Source organism: Actinacidiphila sp. bgisy167, from assembly GCF_057707665.1.
Map to the genome: position 1 here is coordinate 1 of NZ_JBYIQP010000029.1, position 16,102 is coordinate 16,102.

At 73.8% G+C, this 16,102-nt stretch carries 12 protein-coding genes and 1 pseudogene; 6 read left to right on the forward strand and 7 right to left on the reverse strand.

The annotated features are described in order from the left end of the window. Positions 1-991 precede the first annotated feature (991 nt). Positions 992-1,378 carry a hypothetical protein gene (locus AC3ET4_RS14075; RefSeq protein WP_431949081.1) on the forward strand — a complete coding sequence of 129 codons (387 nt, stop codon included), beginning with the start codon at positions 992-994 and terminating at the stop codon, positions 1,376-1,378. A 71-nt stretch (positions 1,379-1,449) separates the two neighbouring features. On the opposite strand, the gene yczR is transcribed toward AC3ET4_RS14075, so the two are convergent. After that, complete coding sequence (gene yczR / locus AC3ET4_RS14080) at positions 1,450-2,940, reverse strand: MocR-like transcription factor YczR (RefSeq protein ID WP_431949082.1); 1,491 nt, start codon at positions 2,938-2,940, stop codon at positions 1,450-1,452. A gap of 98 nt (positions 2,941-3,038) precedes the next feature. On the opposite strand from yczR, the pseudogene AC3ET4_RS14085 reads away from it, so the two are divergent. After that, a pseudogene (locus tag AC3ET4_RS14085) lies at positions 3,039-3,678 on the forward strand (YczE/YyaS/YitT family protein). Next, positions 3,675-4,463, forward strand: a complete 789-nt coding sequence (locus AC3ET4_RS14090; RefSeq protein WP_431949083.1) for a glycerophosphodiester phosphodiesterase family protein — start codon at positions 3,675-3,677, stop codon at positions 4,461-4,463. Before AC3ET4_RS14085 ends, AC3ET4_RS14090 begins: the two are co-directional and overlap by 4 nt. Before the next feature lie 27 nt (positions 4,464-4,490). Here AC3ET4_RS14090 and AC3ET4_RS14095 read toward each other — a convergent pair whose 3' ends face one another. Beyond that, entirely contained in the window at positions 4,491-5,102 is a 612-nt protein-coding gene (locus tag AC3ET4_RS14095; RefSeq protein ID WP_431949084.1) for a class F sortase, read from the reverse strand. 1,304 nt (positions 5,103-6,406) lie between these two features. Between AC3ET4_RS14095 and AC3ET4_RS14100 the strand changes: the two genes are divergently transcribed. The 3 genes from AC3ET4_RS14100 to AC3ET4_RS14110 all read left to right on the forward strand — a co-directional run bounded on the left by AC3ET4_RS14100 (position 6,407) and on the right by AC3ET4_RS14110 (position 9,667). Beyond that, positions 6,407-7,438, forward strand: a complete 1,032-nt coding sequence (locus AC3ET4_RS14100) for a hypothetical protein (protein WP_431949085.1) — start codon at positions 6,407-6,409, stop codon at positions 7,436-7,438. A 164-nt stretch (positions 7,439-7,602) separates the two neighbouring features. Continuing rightward, entirely contained in the window at positions 7,603-9,036 is a 1,434-nt protein-coding gene (locus AC3ET4_RS14105; RefSeq protein WP_431949086.1) for an MFS transporter, read from the forward strand. Between the two features lie 256 nt (positions 9,037-9,292). Next, the gene (locus tag AC3ET4_RS14110) at positions 9,293-9,667 is read left to right on the forward strand and encodes an RNA polymerase-binding protein RbpA (protein WP_431949087.1); all 375 of its coding nucleotides are present in this window, start codon (positions 9,293-9,295) and stop codon (positions 9,665-9,667) included. Between the two features lie 62 nt (positions 9,668-9,729). Here the strand turns inward: AC3ET4_RS14110 and fxsA are convergent, their stop codons facing one another. The 5 genes from fxsA to AC3ET4_RS14135 form a co-directional block, all read right to left on the reverse strand. Beyond that, positions 9,730-10,374, reverse strand: a complete 645-nt coding sequence (gene fxsA / locus AC3ET4_RS14115) for an FxsA family membrane protein (protein WP_431949088.1) — start codon at positions 10,372-10,374, stop codon at positions 9,730-9,732. A gap of 43 nt (positions 10,375-10,417) precedes the next feature. Next, positions 10,418-11,212, reverse strand: a complete 795-nt coding sequence (locus tag AC3ET4_RS14120; RefSeq protein WP_431949089.1) for a polyprenol monophosphomannose synthase — start codon at positions 11,210-11,212, stop codon at positions 10,418-10,420. After that, complete coding sequence (gene lnt, locus AC3ET4_RS14125; RefSeq protein WP_431949090.1) at positions 11,209-12,870, reverse strand: apolipoprotein N-acyltransferase; 1,662 nt, start codon at positions 12,868-12,870, stop codon at positions 11,209-11,211. Before lnt ends, AC3ET4_RS14120 begins: the two co-directional genes overlap by 4 nt. Positions 12,871-13,656: 786 nt before the next feature. Further along, positions 13,657-15,207 (reverse strand): amidohydrolase, encoded by a 1,551-nt coding sequence (locus tag AC3ET4_RS14130; protein ID WP_431949143.1) that lies wholly within the window; start codon positions 15,205-15,207, stop codon positions 13,657-13,659. Positions 15,208-15,392: 185 nt separating this feature from the next. Beyond that, a complete protein-coding gene (locus AC3ET4_RS14135; protein WP_431949091.1) occupies positions 15,393-15,833 on the reverse strand; it encodes an Lrp/AsnC family transcriptional regulator in 441 nt (146 codons plus the stop codon). Between the last annotated feature and the right edge of the window lie 269 nt (positions 15,834-16,102).

A 16,102-nucleotide genomic window follows, 5' to 3' on the forward strand; every position in this document is an offset into this window, starting at 1 on the left:
TCGGCGGGGTTCGCAACTTTACTACCGCTACGACTGCGGGACGCGGCAGTCACCCTGTCCGCGCTGCTGCGGACCCGCGACAGGGCGATCGCGTTTGTGGCAGTGGCTGCGGCGCACGCTCGGCAGCGATCCGGAACCTGCAGATCATGTACCGCCTTGACGGCCGCCGCGACATGCCCGAGCTGGACCGGCTGCCTGGATACGAAGGTTCCCGCGCCCGGTCCGTGTCGGCAACGAGGCCGTTGACCAGCTGCAGTTAGACGTGCCCGGTGAGGTCACCGAAACGCTGGCTCCGGCGCACGAACACGGCGTAGCCCGGTGTGAGAAAACACCGAGGACCTGATCATGAAGCTCGTTGACTACGTCCGCCGCACTGGCGTAAGCCGGACGACGGGATCTGGGAGGTCCGCGGCGGCCGACGCAACTCACCCACTCCAAGATCATGTGATGGGTGGCCGTCGACCGTGCGATCCGGCTCGCCGACGACCCGGCCGCACAGCGGCAGTTGGGGAACTTCCCCCAGTCGTACTCGATGCTCGGCCTCACCAACAGCGCTGTCCTGCTGCATTAGCTGCGCAAGACAGCGGCCGCCGCGGTGATCGCCGCGTGAGCATCACCCCATGGGTGCCGCACTCCGGCCTACCGCAGCCATGCCTCCGGGCATCTGCAGCCACAATCCGTCGACCGCACGCCCGCGAGGATCCGATGACCCCCTTGATACAGGAAACGCTCACCCTGGCGCGCCGTACGCCGTCGCCGCCGCCGGTGGCAGCGCTATCCACTTCGCCAGATCGGCCGTACGGCACCGCAGGGCCGCCGACGGCTGCGCCCGACGCCGAACCACCGCCGCCGCGAGCCGGTGGCAGCCGCCTCGGCCCGAGGGCCGAGGTGCCCGGCGGCCGCTGCGGGTGGGCGGTCGCCGTCCTACGCTGAAGAGGGGAGCGGCTTGCGGCGGCGATCGCGCCGTGCCCCCGCGAGAGGAGAAGCGCTGATGAGCAGCCACCACACCAATTCCCACGTCGACGTCCTCCTCACCGACTGCGGGAAGCAGGACGCCGGAGCGGTGCTGAGCGCGTTGGAGGCCGCCTTCCCGACGCGTCCCGGCGAGTCGCTGACCGAGGCCGTGGAGCCCCGGCCCGGGTCCTCGCACCCGACCGTGTGGGCCGCCTCCGTGGACACCCGCAGCCATGGCCACGAGCTCGGTCCGGTTCACCTCGACGGCGCGCTGATCGCGGACCTCTCCGGCGGGCCCCGTCATGTGCGCGAGGTCAAGAAGGTGCTGAGCGACTCCTTCCGCCTCGAGGAGCAGGGGTCGGTGTCCGGGGACCAGGAGGTCGAACTCCGGGTCCGCCTCACGGAACTGCCGGACGAACGCTGAGCCGTAGGCGTGCCCGCGCCCTGTCCGGAGCGCGTCCCCGGCGCCATGCGTCCGGCTCCAGGCGTCAGGCGTCAGGCCACGAAGAGCCCCGCGCCCTCGCCCTCGGACCCGCCGCCGTCACGGACGCTCTGCGCGGCCGTCGCCAGGCGCTCGACGGCGTCGCGCGCGACGGGCCCGCCGACGGTGAAGGGCAGCCGGATGTACCCCTCGAAAGCGCCGTCGACACCGAACCTCGGACCGGAGGGGACGCGGACACCGAGGCGCTCGCCCGCGACGGCGAGACGTGAGCCGGAGACGTCGCCGGTGCGCACCCACATCGTCATGCCGCCGGACGGGACCGCGAACTGCCAGTCCGGCAACCGCTCGCGCAGGGCGGACACGAGGTCGTCCCGGTGGGCGCGGGCCCGTTCGCGCCGGGCGGCGACCGCGTCGTCCCAGGCGCCGGTGCGCAGCAGCCAGGCCACGGCGAGCTGGTCGACGACGGGCGAGCCGAGGTCGAGGTATGCGCGGGCGCTGACGAGCCGGCGCACGACCTCGGGCGCGGCGCGGACCCAGCCGATGCGCAGTCCGGCCCAGATGGCCTTGCTCGCGGAACCGACGGTGATGACGCTGCCGCCGCGGTCGAAGGCGGCCATCGGGCGCGGCACGGACGCGGGCGCGTCGAGGGCGAGTTCCGCCATGGTCTCGTCGGCGACGAGGACGGTCCCGGCGGCGCGCGCGGCCTCGACGAGGGCGCGGCGCTGGTCGTCGGGCACGAGGGTGCCGGTGGGGTTCTGGAAGTCGGGCATGACGTAGGCCATGCGGGGCGCGGCGTCGCGCAGGACGCGCTTCCACGCGTCGAGGTCCCAGCCGCCGAGACGCTCGCGCATGGCGACGGGGACGAGCCTGGCGCCGCTCTCCCGCAGCAGCTCCAGGACATTGGCGTAGCTCGGGGACTCGACGGCCACGCGCTCTCCGGGGGCGCCGAGACGGCGCACGGCGGCCGCGATGGCCCCCATGGCCCCGGTGGTCACCATGATCTGCTCGGGGAGGGTGGGGATGCCGCGCGCGGTGTAGCGCGCGGCGATGGCCTCGCGGAGCACGGGCAGCCCGGCGGGGAAGTCGCCGTGGGTGGCCGAGTAGGACGGCAGATCGGCCAGCGCGCCTTCGACCGCGCGCGTCAGCCATGGCTCGGGGGCGGGCAGCGCCGCGCACCCGAGGTCGATGACGGTGCCGGCGGCCTCCGGGGGCAGCGGTTCCAGACCGCGGGTCGGCAGGGCGTGGCCCTCCGGGACGGCGGTCCAGGTGCCGGCGCCGCGCCGCGACCGCGCGAATCCCTCGGCGCGCAGCGCCTCGTACGCGGCGGCGACGGTGGTACGGCTGACGGCGAGGGCGAGGGCAAGCTCGCGTTCCGCGGGCAGCCGTGCCGCGACGGGCACACGGCCCTCCAGGACCAGGACCCGGATGCCGTCGGCGAGCCCCCGGTAGGCGGGGACGCGGCGGCCGGCGGTCCGTTGCGGCGGGCGGGGCTCGAGCAGGCGCGCGAGATGGGTGACGCCTACGGTTGCAGTCCACTGCTGCATGGTCTCCGGTCCACCTTCCGCGTATTGGCCATGGATTTCCCCCACGACCATGCCACATAGTGTCGCTCATCCACGCGTCATCGCCAGAGGGGGATTCCATGGAGGGCCAATCCAGAACGGCGCGTCGGCTGGTGCACCTGTACGCGGGACTGGTCCTCTACGGGGGGGGAGCGCGGCCCTGCAGGTGCGCGCCGCGCTGGGCCTCGACCCGTGGGACGTCCTCCACCAGGGCATCGCACGGCACACCGGTGTCCGCTGCGCCAGCGGCCGGGGCTCGGCACCGTCTCCAACGTCCTCGTCGTCGGCCTGTCGATGGACGCCACGCTGGCCCTGCTCCCCCAGCCGCACGCACTCGCCGCGCGCTTCCCGCTCCTGGTGGCGGGCGTCGTGCTGAACGGCGTGGCGACCGGGCTCTACATCACCGCCCGGTACGGCCCGGGCCCTCGGGACGGCCTGATGACGGGCCTGCACCGCCGCTGCGGCCGCTCCATCCGCCTGGTGCGCACGGCGATCGAGGTCACCGTGCTGGCGGCGGGATTCGCGCTCGGCGGCAGCGTCGGCGTGGGCACGGTCGTCTACGCGGTGTCGATCGGTCCGCTCGCCCAGTTCTTCCTGCGCCGGTTCGAACTGCCGCGGTCCCGGGCGGAGGACGACTCGACGGCCGACTCGACGGTCGTCGCCCGCGGGGGCCGCCCGCTGGCGGATCCCGCGGAGGGGCGCGCCATACTGCCGGAGTGAGCGACACACGCCATCCGTACCTGGACAGCCCGGCCCCGATCGCCTTCGCCCACCGCGGGGGCACCGCGGACGGCCTGGAGAACACGGCCTGGGCGTTCCGGCGGGCCGTGGGCCTCGGCTACCGCTACCTGGAGACCGACGTCCACCTCACCTCGGACGGCGTGCTCGTCGCCTTCCACGACGCGTCCCTGGACCGGGTCACCGACGCGCGCGGGCGGATCGCGGACCTGCCGTGGAGCGAGGTGGGCCGGGCCCGCGTGGCCGGGCGCGAACCGGTGCCGCTCTTCGAGGAACTGCTGGAGGAGTTCCCGGACGCCCGCTGGAACGTGGACGCCAAGACGGACGCCTCGGTCGAGCCCCTCTTGGATGCCGTGCGCCGGGCCGGCGCGTGGGACCGAGTCTGTGTGGGCTCGTTCTCCGAGGCCCGGCTGGTGCGGGCCCGCGCGCTGGGCGGCCCGCGGCTGGCAAGTTCGCTCGGCACCCGCGGAGTGGCGGACCTGCGGCTGCTCTCCCGAGGCGGCCGTGCGGCCGTACGCCTGCTCGTCGCTGCGGCCCGCAGGCGCGGCGCGGTCTGCGTGCAGGTGCCCGAGCGGGCGTACGGCATCAGGATCGTCGACCCCGCCTTCATCGGGGCGGCGCACCGGCTGGGCCTGCAGGTGCACGTGTGGACCATCAACGACGAGGCCCGTATGCGTGCCCTGCTGGACCTCGGCGTGGACGGGATCATGACCGATCGGCTGGACGCCCTGCGCGCGGTGTTCACCGAGCGCGGCGCGTGGTCCTGACCGCCGGCGGCGGGCCGCCGGCACCCGTCACACCTTGGCCTCCTTCGTCTTCGACATGCGGGCGAAGACCACGACGTTGCCCGAGTAGCCGGAGCTCTTGCTGTAGGTGCCGCCGCAGGTGATCACGCGCAGCTCGGGGTCCTTGGTGTCCCCGTAGACGCGCTTGCCGGGGAACTCCGCCTTGGTGAACACCTCGATGCCGTAGATGGTGAAGATCGCCGTGGTGCCGTCGTCGCGGACGACGTCGATGGTCGACCCCTTCTTCAGCGCCCCGAGGCTGTAGAAGACCGCGGGTCCGCTCTCGTTGTCGACGTGCCCCACGATGACCGACGAGCCCCTGGCCCCCGGGCTGACCGAGTCCTTGAACCATGCGGCCTCACCCGCCTTCTCCAGCGGGGGCGCCGCGATCACGCCGCGGCTGTCGAGGCCCACGTTCATGATCGGTGCGTCGATGCTCACGGCGGGGATGCGGATGCGCGTCGGCTGGGCGGGCGGGAGCGGCGGCGGCGCCTTGATCGCGGCCGCGTCGGAGAGCGCCGCGGAGGCCGCGGAGGGCTGGGGCGGGCCGTCCGTCCCGATGAAACCCTGGACGGTGAGCACCACCCCGGTGACGAGGACCGAGCACACGAGCACCCCCACCGCGCCGCGGCCGCGCCGTGTGAGCTTCAGCTGGCCGGGACCCCCGGCCGCCGGGCGTGCGGCGGCGCCGCTGCCCGGACGGCCGGGGCCGCGCGCCGGCTGACGGCGGGTCGGCGCCCCCGGTCCGCCACGCGCCGCGGACTTCCTGGGCTGCCTGGACGTCCCGGGCCTCACGGGTTTCGCCACGGGCGGCTTCGCGGGGACCGCTGCGGGCGGCTTCGCGGGATCGGCCGCGGACCGTTTCGCAGGCGCCGGGGCAGCGGTCTTCGTAAGCGCCGGCGCCGCGGGGCTCGCGTCGGTCGGCGCCGTCCGTGCCGTCGCGCGCTTCGGCGGGGCAGGCGCCTTCGCGGTCGGCTTGCCCTTCCTCTTCTTCTTCGCGTTCGCGGCCGGCTTCCCCGCCGCCGCGCTCGCCGCGTCGGCGGGCCGGGCTCGGGCCGGGGGCTGAGGCGCGCCGGCCGGCCGGGCGGGCGCCCGAGCGGCGTCGGCGGTGTGCCCTGGCACGAACGGCTGGCCGAACCACGGGTCGGGCTGCCCGTACCAGGCGTCGGGTTGTCCGTACCAGGGCACGGGAGTGGTGTGGTCCCCGAAGTTTCGCAGCATCGCAGTCCCTCAGCTCCGACCGGTCAGTCATGAGTGACAGTCCGTCATAAATGATGGTAAACCGAAGTATGCGTCAAACACTGATGGATCATCGCTAACCGGGCAATCCGCGCCCCACCCGATCGAGTGGGACCGCTGCGGCAGCAGGGCCAACTGGCGCTGCGCCGCGTAGGCGCGGCCCCGATCATGGCGTTCCCCGACCCGAACACCCAGACGACATCCCCGCGCGCCGGATCGCGCGGGACGTGCCCGGTGGCCGCAGCGACGCTCGGCCTGTATCAGGCGCACGCCCCACCGCGACGGAGGGGACCCAGGCGGCGCACCGCCCCTTCGACGGCAGCGACAACGCGGCAGCCTCCGGCCGGTCCCCGCCCGCCCTCGGCCGGTGCACGGCAGGAGCCTGACGAAGCATCGGCTGATGGTGTGACAGGTGACGAGGTGTCGCAGAGACGGGACATGGTGGCGATCACCTGATGGACGACGTCCTCACATTTCGCTGACCCGGCACGCGCAGGGCTCCGACCTGCGGCGACACCAGCACGGCCGCGATCCGCATGCCCCGTCCGGCGGAAAGCCGGTTCCGGTTCCCAGGTGCATGGCCGGGCCCGCGCTCGTCAGATGGACGTTGTCAAGGACGCGGTCGCAGTTGGTGTCGCGGCGCTCTCCGGGCTCCGCCCGCCCCGTCCGTCAAGGAGGTCCACCCCATGCGCGGTTCACGCATCCTCGCGGCTGCGACCGTGACGGTCGCAGCCGCTATTCTCCCGGTGTCGCCGGCCATCGCCGGCAACAGCGGCGACAACGGCAGCAAGAACACCGCCGACCCGGTCACCGGCACCGGCACCGCCACGGACACGACCACGGGGGCGGTCGCGGGCGCCGAGTCCCTCACCGGCACGGTCGCGGGCGCGGTCCCGGGCGTCGGCACCATGACGGACACCGTTCCGGGCGCGGTCACGGGTACGGTCCCGGGCGCCGGCACCCCCCTCACCGGATTCGTCCCCGTCACCGGCACCTCGCCCGACACCAGCGACCTCCGCTCCACTCCAGGCGTCGCCATCATCACCAGCGAAGGCGGCGACGGCCGCGCCGGCGCCAACGGCTCCGGCACCAGCAGCGAAGTCGACGTCATCCCCGATGCCGCGGAACCCGGTCAACCCGTCACCCTGCACGCGAACACGGCGGCGTGTCGTGCCGTCGACGCGACCGCGACGGCCGTGTCGTCCCCGGAGCGGCTCTTCCTCAACCCCCTCCCGGTCACCACGCCCACCACGACGGGCCTGTCCGCCACCTTCACGATCCCGCAGACCGCCGAACCGGGGACGTACATCATCGTCGTCACCTGCACCAGCCCCACCCTCGGCTCCGAAGCGGGCTCGGAGGTCCTCCGTGTCGCATCCCCGAACGCCGGGGACGGCGACGACGAGGGCGGCCGGGACCAGGGGGACGGCCATGGCCACGGCAGCGGCGGTTACGGTCCCGGCCACAACGGCGGCGGTCATGACAGCGACGACGGGTACGACGACGGCAGCGGCGGTTACGGTCGCGGCCACAACGGCGGCGGTCATGACAGCGACGACGGGTACGGCGACTACGGCGACGGCCCCGACACCGGTTTCGGCGGCGCCCTCGGCATGAACCTCCCCGAGACCCTGCTCGGCGCCTCGTTCATCGTCGCGGGTACCGCCGCCGGCGCCTACCTGCTGCGCCGCCGCCGCGAGAACGGCTTTCGCGGCTGATCTCCGCGAGGCTCCGCGACGCGGGCCGATCCCCTGCCGTCGATCCCCGCGAGGCGCCCGCGGGGCAGTTCCGTGCCCGGCGGGGCGGACGGAAGTCGTCCGCCGGATGAACACCCGAATCCGGCGACTGGACCCCCTCCCCCGCCCCAGCCGTGGATGGCATCATGACCGATCACATCGGCACAGCCCACGACACGGATCGGCAGGAGCCACGGGTGACCACGGGCGAGGCGCGGGACACGGCGGTGCAGGACGGCACGGCCACCCCGGCTCACGAGCGGCGGCGCGCACAGCGCGGCTGGTACTTCTACGACTGGGCCAACTCGGTCTTCTCCACGAGTGTGATCACGGTCTTCCTGGGGCCGTACCTGACCGACATCGCGGAGGCGGCCGCAGGCCCGGACGGCTATGTCCACCCGCTCGGCATACCGGCACGCGCCGGGGCCTACTTCGCGTACGTGGTCTCCGCCTCCGTACTGCTGTCGGTGCTGGTGATGCCGCTCGCCGGGGCCGTCGCCGACCGGACGGGCCGCAAGAAGGCGCTGCTCGGGGTGTTCGCCTACATCGGCGCCACGGCCACGACGGCGATGTTCTTCGTGACCGGCGACCGCTACCTCCTCGGCGGCGGCCTGCTGATCGTCGCCAATGTGGCGTTCGCGGCGGCCATGGTCCTCTACAACGCCTTCCTGCCGGAGATCGCCGCCCCGCACGAGCGCGATGCGGTCTCCTCGCGGGGATGGGCGTTCGGCTACGCGGCCGGCGCGTTGATGCTCGTCGCCAATCTGGCGCTGTTCCTCGGGCACGACGCGGTCGGCGTCTCCAAGGGCATGGCGGTGCGGATCTGCCTGGCCGCGGCCGGCCTGTGGTGGGCGGCCTTCACCCTCGTCCCGCTGACGCGGCTGCGCGACACCGCGCCGGGCGGGCGGCCCTCCGCCGACGCCAGGGGCGGTTCGCTGCGCCAGGGCTGGCGCCAACTCATCGGCACAGTCCGGGACATGCGCCGCCACAAGCTCACCCTGGCCTTCCTTCTGGCGTACCTCGTCTACAACGACGGCATCCAGACCGTGATCTCGCAGGCCTCGCTCTACGGCTCCGAGGAGCTGGAGCTGGACGAGACAGCCCTGATCGGCGCGATCCTGCTGGTGCAGGTGCTGGCCGTCTTCGGCGCGCTGCTGCTGGGCCGGCTGGCGGCACGGTACGGGGCGCGCCGCACGGTGCTCGGCTCGCTCCTGGCCTGGACGCTGACGATCGGGGCCGGCTTCTTCCTGCCGGCCGGCGAGCCGGTGGCGTTCTTCTGTCTGGCGGCGGCCATCGGGATGGTCCTCGGCGGCAGCCAGGCGCTGTCCCGTTCGCTCTTCTCGCACCTGATCCCGCGCGGCAAGGAGGCCGAGTACTACTCGGTGTACGAGATCAGCGACCGTGGCACCAGTTGGCTGGGGCCGCTGCTGTTCGGGCTGACGTACCAGCTGACCGGGAGCTACCGGTACGCGATCGTGTCCCTGGTGGTTTTCTTCGTCATCGGTTTCGTGCTGCTGGCGAGGGTGCCGATGCGGCGGGCGGTGGCGGCCGCGGGCAATCCGGTCCCCGAGACGATTTAGTGCGAAGGGGTGCGGCGCGGTAGTGTACACCGCTGGCCGTCGAACGGCCCGTTACTGCGCGCTAAGGGTACCAGAACGCAGGGTGACATCTCTCGCTAGATGTGACAAAAGGGGCGTCGATGGGTACAAAAAGGGGCGGCACGACGGACGACGCACCTCCCGAGAACGGGAATCTTCACCGCCGACCGGACGTTGACCGGATGACGACGACAGCGACACCTGTCCTGTGGGCGACACAGCCCGGGAGGCACGATTCATGAGTGAGCGAGCTCTCCGCGGCACGCGACTCGGGGCGACGAGCTACGAGACCGACCGCGGCATCGATCTGGCACCGCGCCAGACCGTTGAGTACGCATGCCGGAACGGACATCGATTCGAGATGCCGTTCTCGGTGGAGGCCGAGATTCCGCCGGAGTGGGAGTGCCGCGCCTGCGGCCAGATCGCGCTCCTGGTCGATGGGGAAGGCCCGGAAGAGAAGACGAGCAAGCCCGCGCGCACGCACTGGGACATGCTCATGGAGCGGCGCACGGTCGAGGAGCTGGAGGAAGTGCTGGCCGAGCGTCTCGCGGTCCTGCGCTCCGGCGCCATGAACATCGCGGTGCATCCGCGCGACAACCGCAAGAGCGCCTGACAGAAGAAGAGGGGGCCCGTGAGGGGCGGGCCCGCAGACGTGCGCCCCGGGCGAGCGTGGCCTCAGTGCCGCGGCCCGGGGTTTTCGTCGTCCCGCCACGGGCCGTGGTCGACGACCTCGCCCTGGATGACCTTGCCGTCGGGCCGGTGGATGCGCATCTGCTCCTCGGCGGCGCGCGCCTGGGCGAAGAGGTCGCCCAGTGAGCCCGGGCCGGCGCCCCGCCCGCGGGCCGCGGAGGCCCGTCGGTCCAGAGCGCGGGCACCGGCCTTCGTCAGCAGGGAACGAGTGGGCGGGAAGAGCAGGAGCAGCCCCGCCACGTCCGAGATGAGCCCGGGCACCATCAGCAGCAGGCCGCCGATCATGACGGGTGCCGTGCCGCCGCCGCTGCCCGCATCGGAGGCGTTCCGCTCCGCACCGGCCCGCTCCCGCTCCGGTCCCGCGGGGCGCATCGCCTCGTTCAGCGCCCGCCATGCGCTGCGTCCGGCGTGCCGTACGGCCAGGGCCCCGCACACGAAGCCCGCCACGAGAAGCAGCAGCACGGTGAGCCCGCCGGCCGCCCCTGCCACGAGGGTGAGCAGCCAGATCTCCAGCAGCGCGTAGGCGGCCGCACCCAGAGGTATCCACCGGGCGGCGCGGGAACGCCGCTGCGGGCGCGCGTCACCGCCGGGGTGCCGGGGGCCGCCCGGCGGCGGGGAACTGATCGTCATAGGCACCATTGTGCCTGCTCCCCGCCGGAGCCCGAAGGGCCCGTCAGCCGCGGCGCCGCCCGGACGCCAGCCGCTTCACACGGGAGCCCACGCCCCAGGCGGTGACCCGCCACAGCGCCTCGGCCACGATCTCCCGGCTCATCTTGCTGTCGCCGCGCTCCCGCTCCACGAAGGTGATGGGGACCTCGACGACATGGAAGCCGGACCTGACCGCGCGCCAGGCCAGGTCCACCTGGAAGCAGTAGCCCTGGGAGGCCACCTCCTCCATGCCCAGACCCAGCAGCGTCTCCTTGCGGAACGCCCGGTAGCCGCCGGTGACGTCGCGCAGCGGCACGTCGAGCAGCAGTCGCGAGTAGGTGCTGCCGCCGCGGGAGAGGAACTCGCGGGTCTTGGGCCAGTTGACGACCCGGCCGCCGGGGATCCAGCGGGAGCCCAGGACCACGTCCGCGCCCTTGAGGGCGGTCAGCAGGCGCGGCAGCTCCTCGGGCTGGTGCGAGCCGTCGGCGTCCATCTCCACCAGCACGCCGTAGTCCCGCTCGATGCCCCACCGGAAGCCCGCGAGATAGGCGGCGCCCAGCCCCTCCTTGCCCTTGCGGTGCAGCACATGGACGTGGTCGTCGGAGACCGCCAGTTCGTCCGCGAGCTTGCCGGTGCCGTCGGGACTGTTGTCGTCGGCGACGAGGACGTGCGCGTCGGGCACAGCCGCGCGGACCCGTGCCACGATCGGCTTGACGTTGTCGGCCTCGTTGTACGTCGGGATGATCACGAGAACCGAGCCGAGCGGCCCGAAAGCCCTCCCCTGGCCCGCGCCGCGGGTGACCCCACCGCCATCGCTCACTGCTGTTCCTCCGTCTCGGTACGTCCTCGCCTGCCCAGCATGATCGCTGCGGCCCAGGACAGAAGGCCCACCATAGCGAGGGTCCATTCGGGAGCCGAGCCGACGCGGTCGGCGACGGTCAGATCGTCGCGGAGCGGCAGCCGGGCGCTGAGCACGGCCTGTGTGAACTCAGCGGTCTGCTGCTCGATCCGCCCGTCGGGGGCGACGACGGCGGTGATGCCGCTCGTCGCGGCCGTCACCACGGCGCGGCCGTGCTCCACGGCGCGCAGCCGGGACATCGCCAACTGCTGCTCGGGCTGGCCGGTGCGGCCGTAGGTGGCGTTGTTGGTCTGGATGACGAGGGCTCGGGCGCCCGCGGCGACGGTGTCGCGGACGATCCCGTCGTACGCCACCTCGAAGCAGATGACGTCACCGAGCTTCGCGGGGCCGATCTGCAGGACGCCGCTGCCCTTGCCCGGGTAGAAGTCGCGCGGGACCTGGTCGAGCCGCTTGATGACCTTGGTGAGCTGCCGGCGGAACGGCACGTACTCACCGAAGGGCACAGGGTGCTGCTTGGTGTAGTGGTCGCCGGGGCCGTTGTCCGGGTCCCAGACGATGCCCTCGTTCTGCACGTGGTCCGCGTCGGGGCCGTCGACCAGGGCGCCCACGAGGACGGGTACGCCGACGGCCCGGACCGCCTTGGTGATCAGGGCGTAGGCCTGGGGCTCGGAGAACGGGTCCATGTCGGAGGAGTTCTCCGGCCAGATCACCAGGTCCGGCTGGGGAGCGCGGCCGGCCTTGATGTCCTCTGCGAGCTTCAGGGTCGCGTCGACGTGGTTGGTGAGGATCTTCAGGGGGCGGCCGAGGAAGTGCATGCCCGGCTGCTGGACGTTGCCCTGCACGACCGCCACCCGGACGGTGTCGTCGGCCGCGGTGGGCGCCGGTACCGCGAAACCGGCGGCGAGGGTGGCCCCGGCCAGCACCACCGCCGTCCCGGCCGGCACGAAGCGCCGCGGACCGAAGACGACCGGGCCCCTGCGCAGCCGCCACACGGCGACCGCGCACGCCGCCAGCAGCAAGCCGCACAGCGCGACGGCGAAGGTCACCAGCGGCGCGCCGCCGAGCGCGGCGAGCGGCGTGAAGGGAGTGGCGGTGTTGGCGAAGGCCAGGCGCCCCCAGGGGAAGCCGCCGAACGGCAGCCGGTCCCTGGCGAGTTCCTCCGCCACCCACAGGCAGGCGCCCCACAGCGGCCAGGCGCGCAGCCGCGAGGTGACCGCCAGACCCGCACCCAGCACGGCGACGAAGGCGGCCTCGATCACGGACAGGCCCACGACCGCGTCCCAGCCGATCACCCGCAGCCACACCAGGAGCCAGACGAAGAAGGGCAGCCCGAAGGCGAAGCCGAGCCATGCGCCCTGCCGGGCGCTACGGCCTCGGATGAGCAGCGCCAGACCCGCCACCGCCGCGACCGACAGCGGCCACACCCCGTACGGGGGGAACGCGAGCGCCAAGGCCAGGCCGCACAGCGCGGCGAGCGCCGACCGCCTGGCGTTCGCCCGCACGGTGCGCACCGCGCGGACCGTGCGGCCGGGCGGCGGGTCGGTCGGCGGCGGCGGCGGTTCTATGGACGTCGCGGGCGGCGCGGCGGAGGCCGGTGCAGCGTCGGAGCGCGGTCGCAAGGTTCGCGGCCTTCCTGCAGGTGGTCACTGTGTGAGAGTGACCGTACCGTGGTCGGCCCTACCCCGTGGACCCCGGGCGGGCAAAGCCTCCACGGCGGGCCCGGCAGCGGTCCGGAGCAGCGGCTTCGCGGGGCGTGCGCGGGGGCTTCACGAACGTGCGCGGCAGGAGGTGCGGAGGGTTCACGCACATGCGGCGCCCGCCCCGGCGCAGGCTGAGGACGGGCCGGCGGACCCGGGCATCGCCCCTGCGCGCGGGGCGGCGGGCGCTCGGCCGGCTCGGCGGCACGGCGCCTCCGGTGCGGTGCGGGAAACGCCTCCGGTGTGGGAAGCCTCCGGTGTCCGGGCGCGGGCGGCCTGCCGGTGATCCCGCCGTCCGAACTGCTCGGGGCCCGGAACGCCCTTCGGGCCGACCTGGGACCCGCTGGCTGCGGGTCGGCGACAAGGCCGTTGTCTACTGGGCGTCCGGGCCCCTCCCGGGTCACACCTGCCGACCGGGCGGCGCCTCCCGCCGGGGCGGACCGCGTTCCGTGCCGCGAGCGCTGGACCTGGCACAGTGGCCCGCGCCGTACGGCACGACGCCCCGTGGCCCAGCTGCGACCGTCGGCGCAGGGAGATCCGGTCGGACGTCCGGTGGTGGACCCGGCCGAACCTACTCGCCCCCGACGGTCGCCTGTCAAAAGCCGCTTGACCTGCGCGGATCGAATGAATCAGCAGGTCAAGCGAGGCCGGAAACAGTTCGACGCCATCCCGACGGAGAACCCTTCGGAGGCATCGGCCGCCGACCCGTCACTCGTTAGGCCGTGCGAAGACGGTGCGGCCGCCCACCACCGTGCGCAACGCCGTGGGCAGCGGCAGCCCCGGAGTGAGGTCGGGCAGCCCGGGAGTGCCCGAGCGGGGGTCGGTCGACCAGTTGGCGACCCGCTCGTCGGGGGCCTGGACCACGAGGTCGCCGGCCCGCCACACCACGTAGTCGGCGGGTGCGCCGGGCACGAGGACGCCCGCCTCGTCGCGGCCGACCGCGCGCCAGCCGCCGCGGGTGTGGGCGTTGAAGGCGCCTCGGACGGAGATGCGGTGCTCGAGGGTCCGGTGGAAGGCGGCGGCGCGCACGGTGCCCCAGGGGTCGAGCGGGGTGACCGGAGCGTCGGATCCGAGAGCGAGCGGCACACCGGCCCGGGTCATGGCGGCGAAGGGGTTCATGGTGCGTGCCCGCTCGGCGCCGAGCCGCCGCGCGTACATGCCGTCCTCGCCGCCCCAGGCCGCGTCGAAGGCGGGCTGCACGGAGGCGACCAGGCCCAGGTCCGCGAAGGCGGCGATGGTGTCCTCGGTCATCATCTCGGCGTGCTCCACACGGTGCCGCAGCGCTCGCACCCGCTCCAGGCCCACCCGGCGGGCGGCCTCGCGCACCCCTTCGGCGACGGCGGCCACGGCGGCGTCGCCGATCGCGTGGAAGCCCGCCTGCACCCCAGCCTCGGTGCACAGCGCCACGTGGTCGGCGATCGCGGCCTCGTCCAGGTAGGCGGTGCCCGCGACGGCCGGAGCGTCGGCGTACGGGGCGTGCAGGCAGGCCGTGCGGGAGCCGATGGAGCCGTCCACGAACAGGTCGCCGCCCGCGCCGACGGCACCCAGGTCACGGATCCGCTCGAGGTCCTTCGCGCCGGTCACCGCCTCGGCCCAGTAGCCGTACACCCGCGGCCCGGGCTCGGCCGCGGCGAGCCGCAGCAGCGCCGTGAGGTCGTCCTCGGAGGAGATGTCCGGACCCGCGCACTCGTGGACGGCGCCGATGCCGAGCGAGGCGGCGTGGTCGAGGGCGGCGCGCTGGGCCGCGGCCCGCTGCTCGGGCGTGACGGCGGCGTACGCGGCGCGCCGTACCGCGTGGTGGGCGTCGCGGGTGAGCGGCCCCTCGGGGTCGTGGCCGGCCATGCCCTCGACCCCGGGGGCCAGGGCCAGCAGGGCGGTGGTGACGACGGCCGAGTGGACGTCGGCACGCGTCAGATACAGGGGACGGCCGCCGGTCGCCGCGTCCAGTTCCGCGCGGGTCGGAGGGCGGCGTCCCGGCCAGCGGCTCTCGTCCCAGCCGTGGCCGAGCAGCACCCGGTGGCCGGGGTTGGCGCGCGCGTACGCGCCGACCCGGTCGAGGGCGTCGGCCAGGTCCCGGGCGGCGGCCAGGTCGAGGCCGGTCAGGGCCAGGCCGGTGGCGGTGGTGTGCACGTGGGCGTCGGTGAAGGCGGGGGTGACCAGCGCCCCGCCGAGGTCGATCACCTCGTCGACGCCCGCCGCATAGGACTCCGCGGCTCCTTCGGAGCCGACCCAGGCGACCGTGCCGCCGTCGACGACCATGGCCGTCGCGAAGGGGTCGGCAGGGCTGTAGACGTCGCCGCCGCGCAGCAGCACGGTGGTGGTCGGCTCGTTCGTGGTGTGCGGCACTGGGTTTCGCCTCGCGATGATGTTGGGCCCGCCCGGGCCCCGGCAGGGGCGGGAGACGGGATGGTGCGGTGGGTCGGGGGCCGCCCGGGCCCCTCGGATCAGACGCGCGGTGGGCGCGCCTCATACGGCGTGGAGAGGACGACCGTGGTGCGGGTGGAGACCCCGGCCAGGGTGCGGATCCTCGCGAGCAGGTGCTCCAGCTCGATCGGGGTCGCCACCCGGACCTTGAGGATGTAGTTCTCCTCGCCCGCGACGCTGTGGCATGCCTCGATCTCGGGCACCTCGGCCAGCCGGTCGGCGATGTCGTCGGGAGCGCTCGGATCGAAGGGCTTCACCGAGACGAACGCCGTCAGCGACAGCCCCACCGCCTCCGGGTCCACGACCGCCGCGTACCCGCGGATCACCCCGCGCTGCTCCAGGCGCCGGACGCGCTGATGCACGGCGGAGGTGGACAGGCCGGTGGCCTTGCCCAGGTCGGTGTAGCTCATGCGCCCGTCGGCCACGAGAAGTTCCACGATCTGCCGGTCCAGCTCCTCCACAGCGCAAGAACCTACAGGGTCCCCGGTCGGCGGCGGTATCCGGCCGCCCTGTCCGCCCGGGCCGCGCTGCCGGGTGGCGGGCGGAGGCCCTGGGCCTTGGGCAGCCCCAGGCCCCCCGTGGCCGGCGCCGCGGCCTGGGAGAACGCGCCGCCCCGCCGCTCGCCCTCCGGATGACCTCGGCCCCGGCAGGGGCGGCGCACACGGCCTCCGCTCACGCCCCGGGCCCCGGTTCCGCTCACGGCTTCACGCGCAGACGCGCACACGATCAC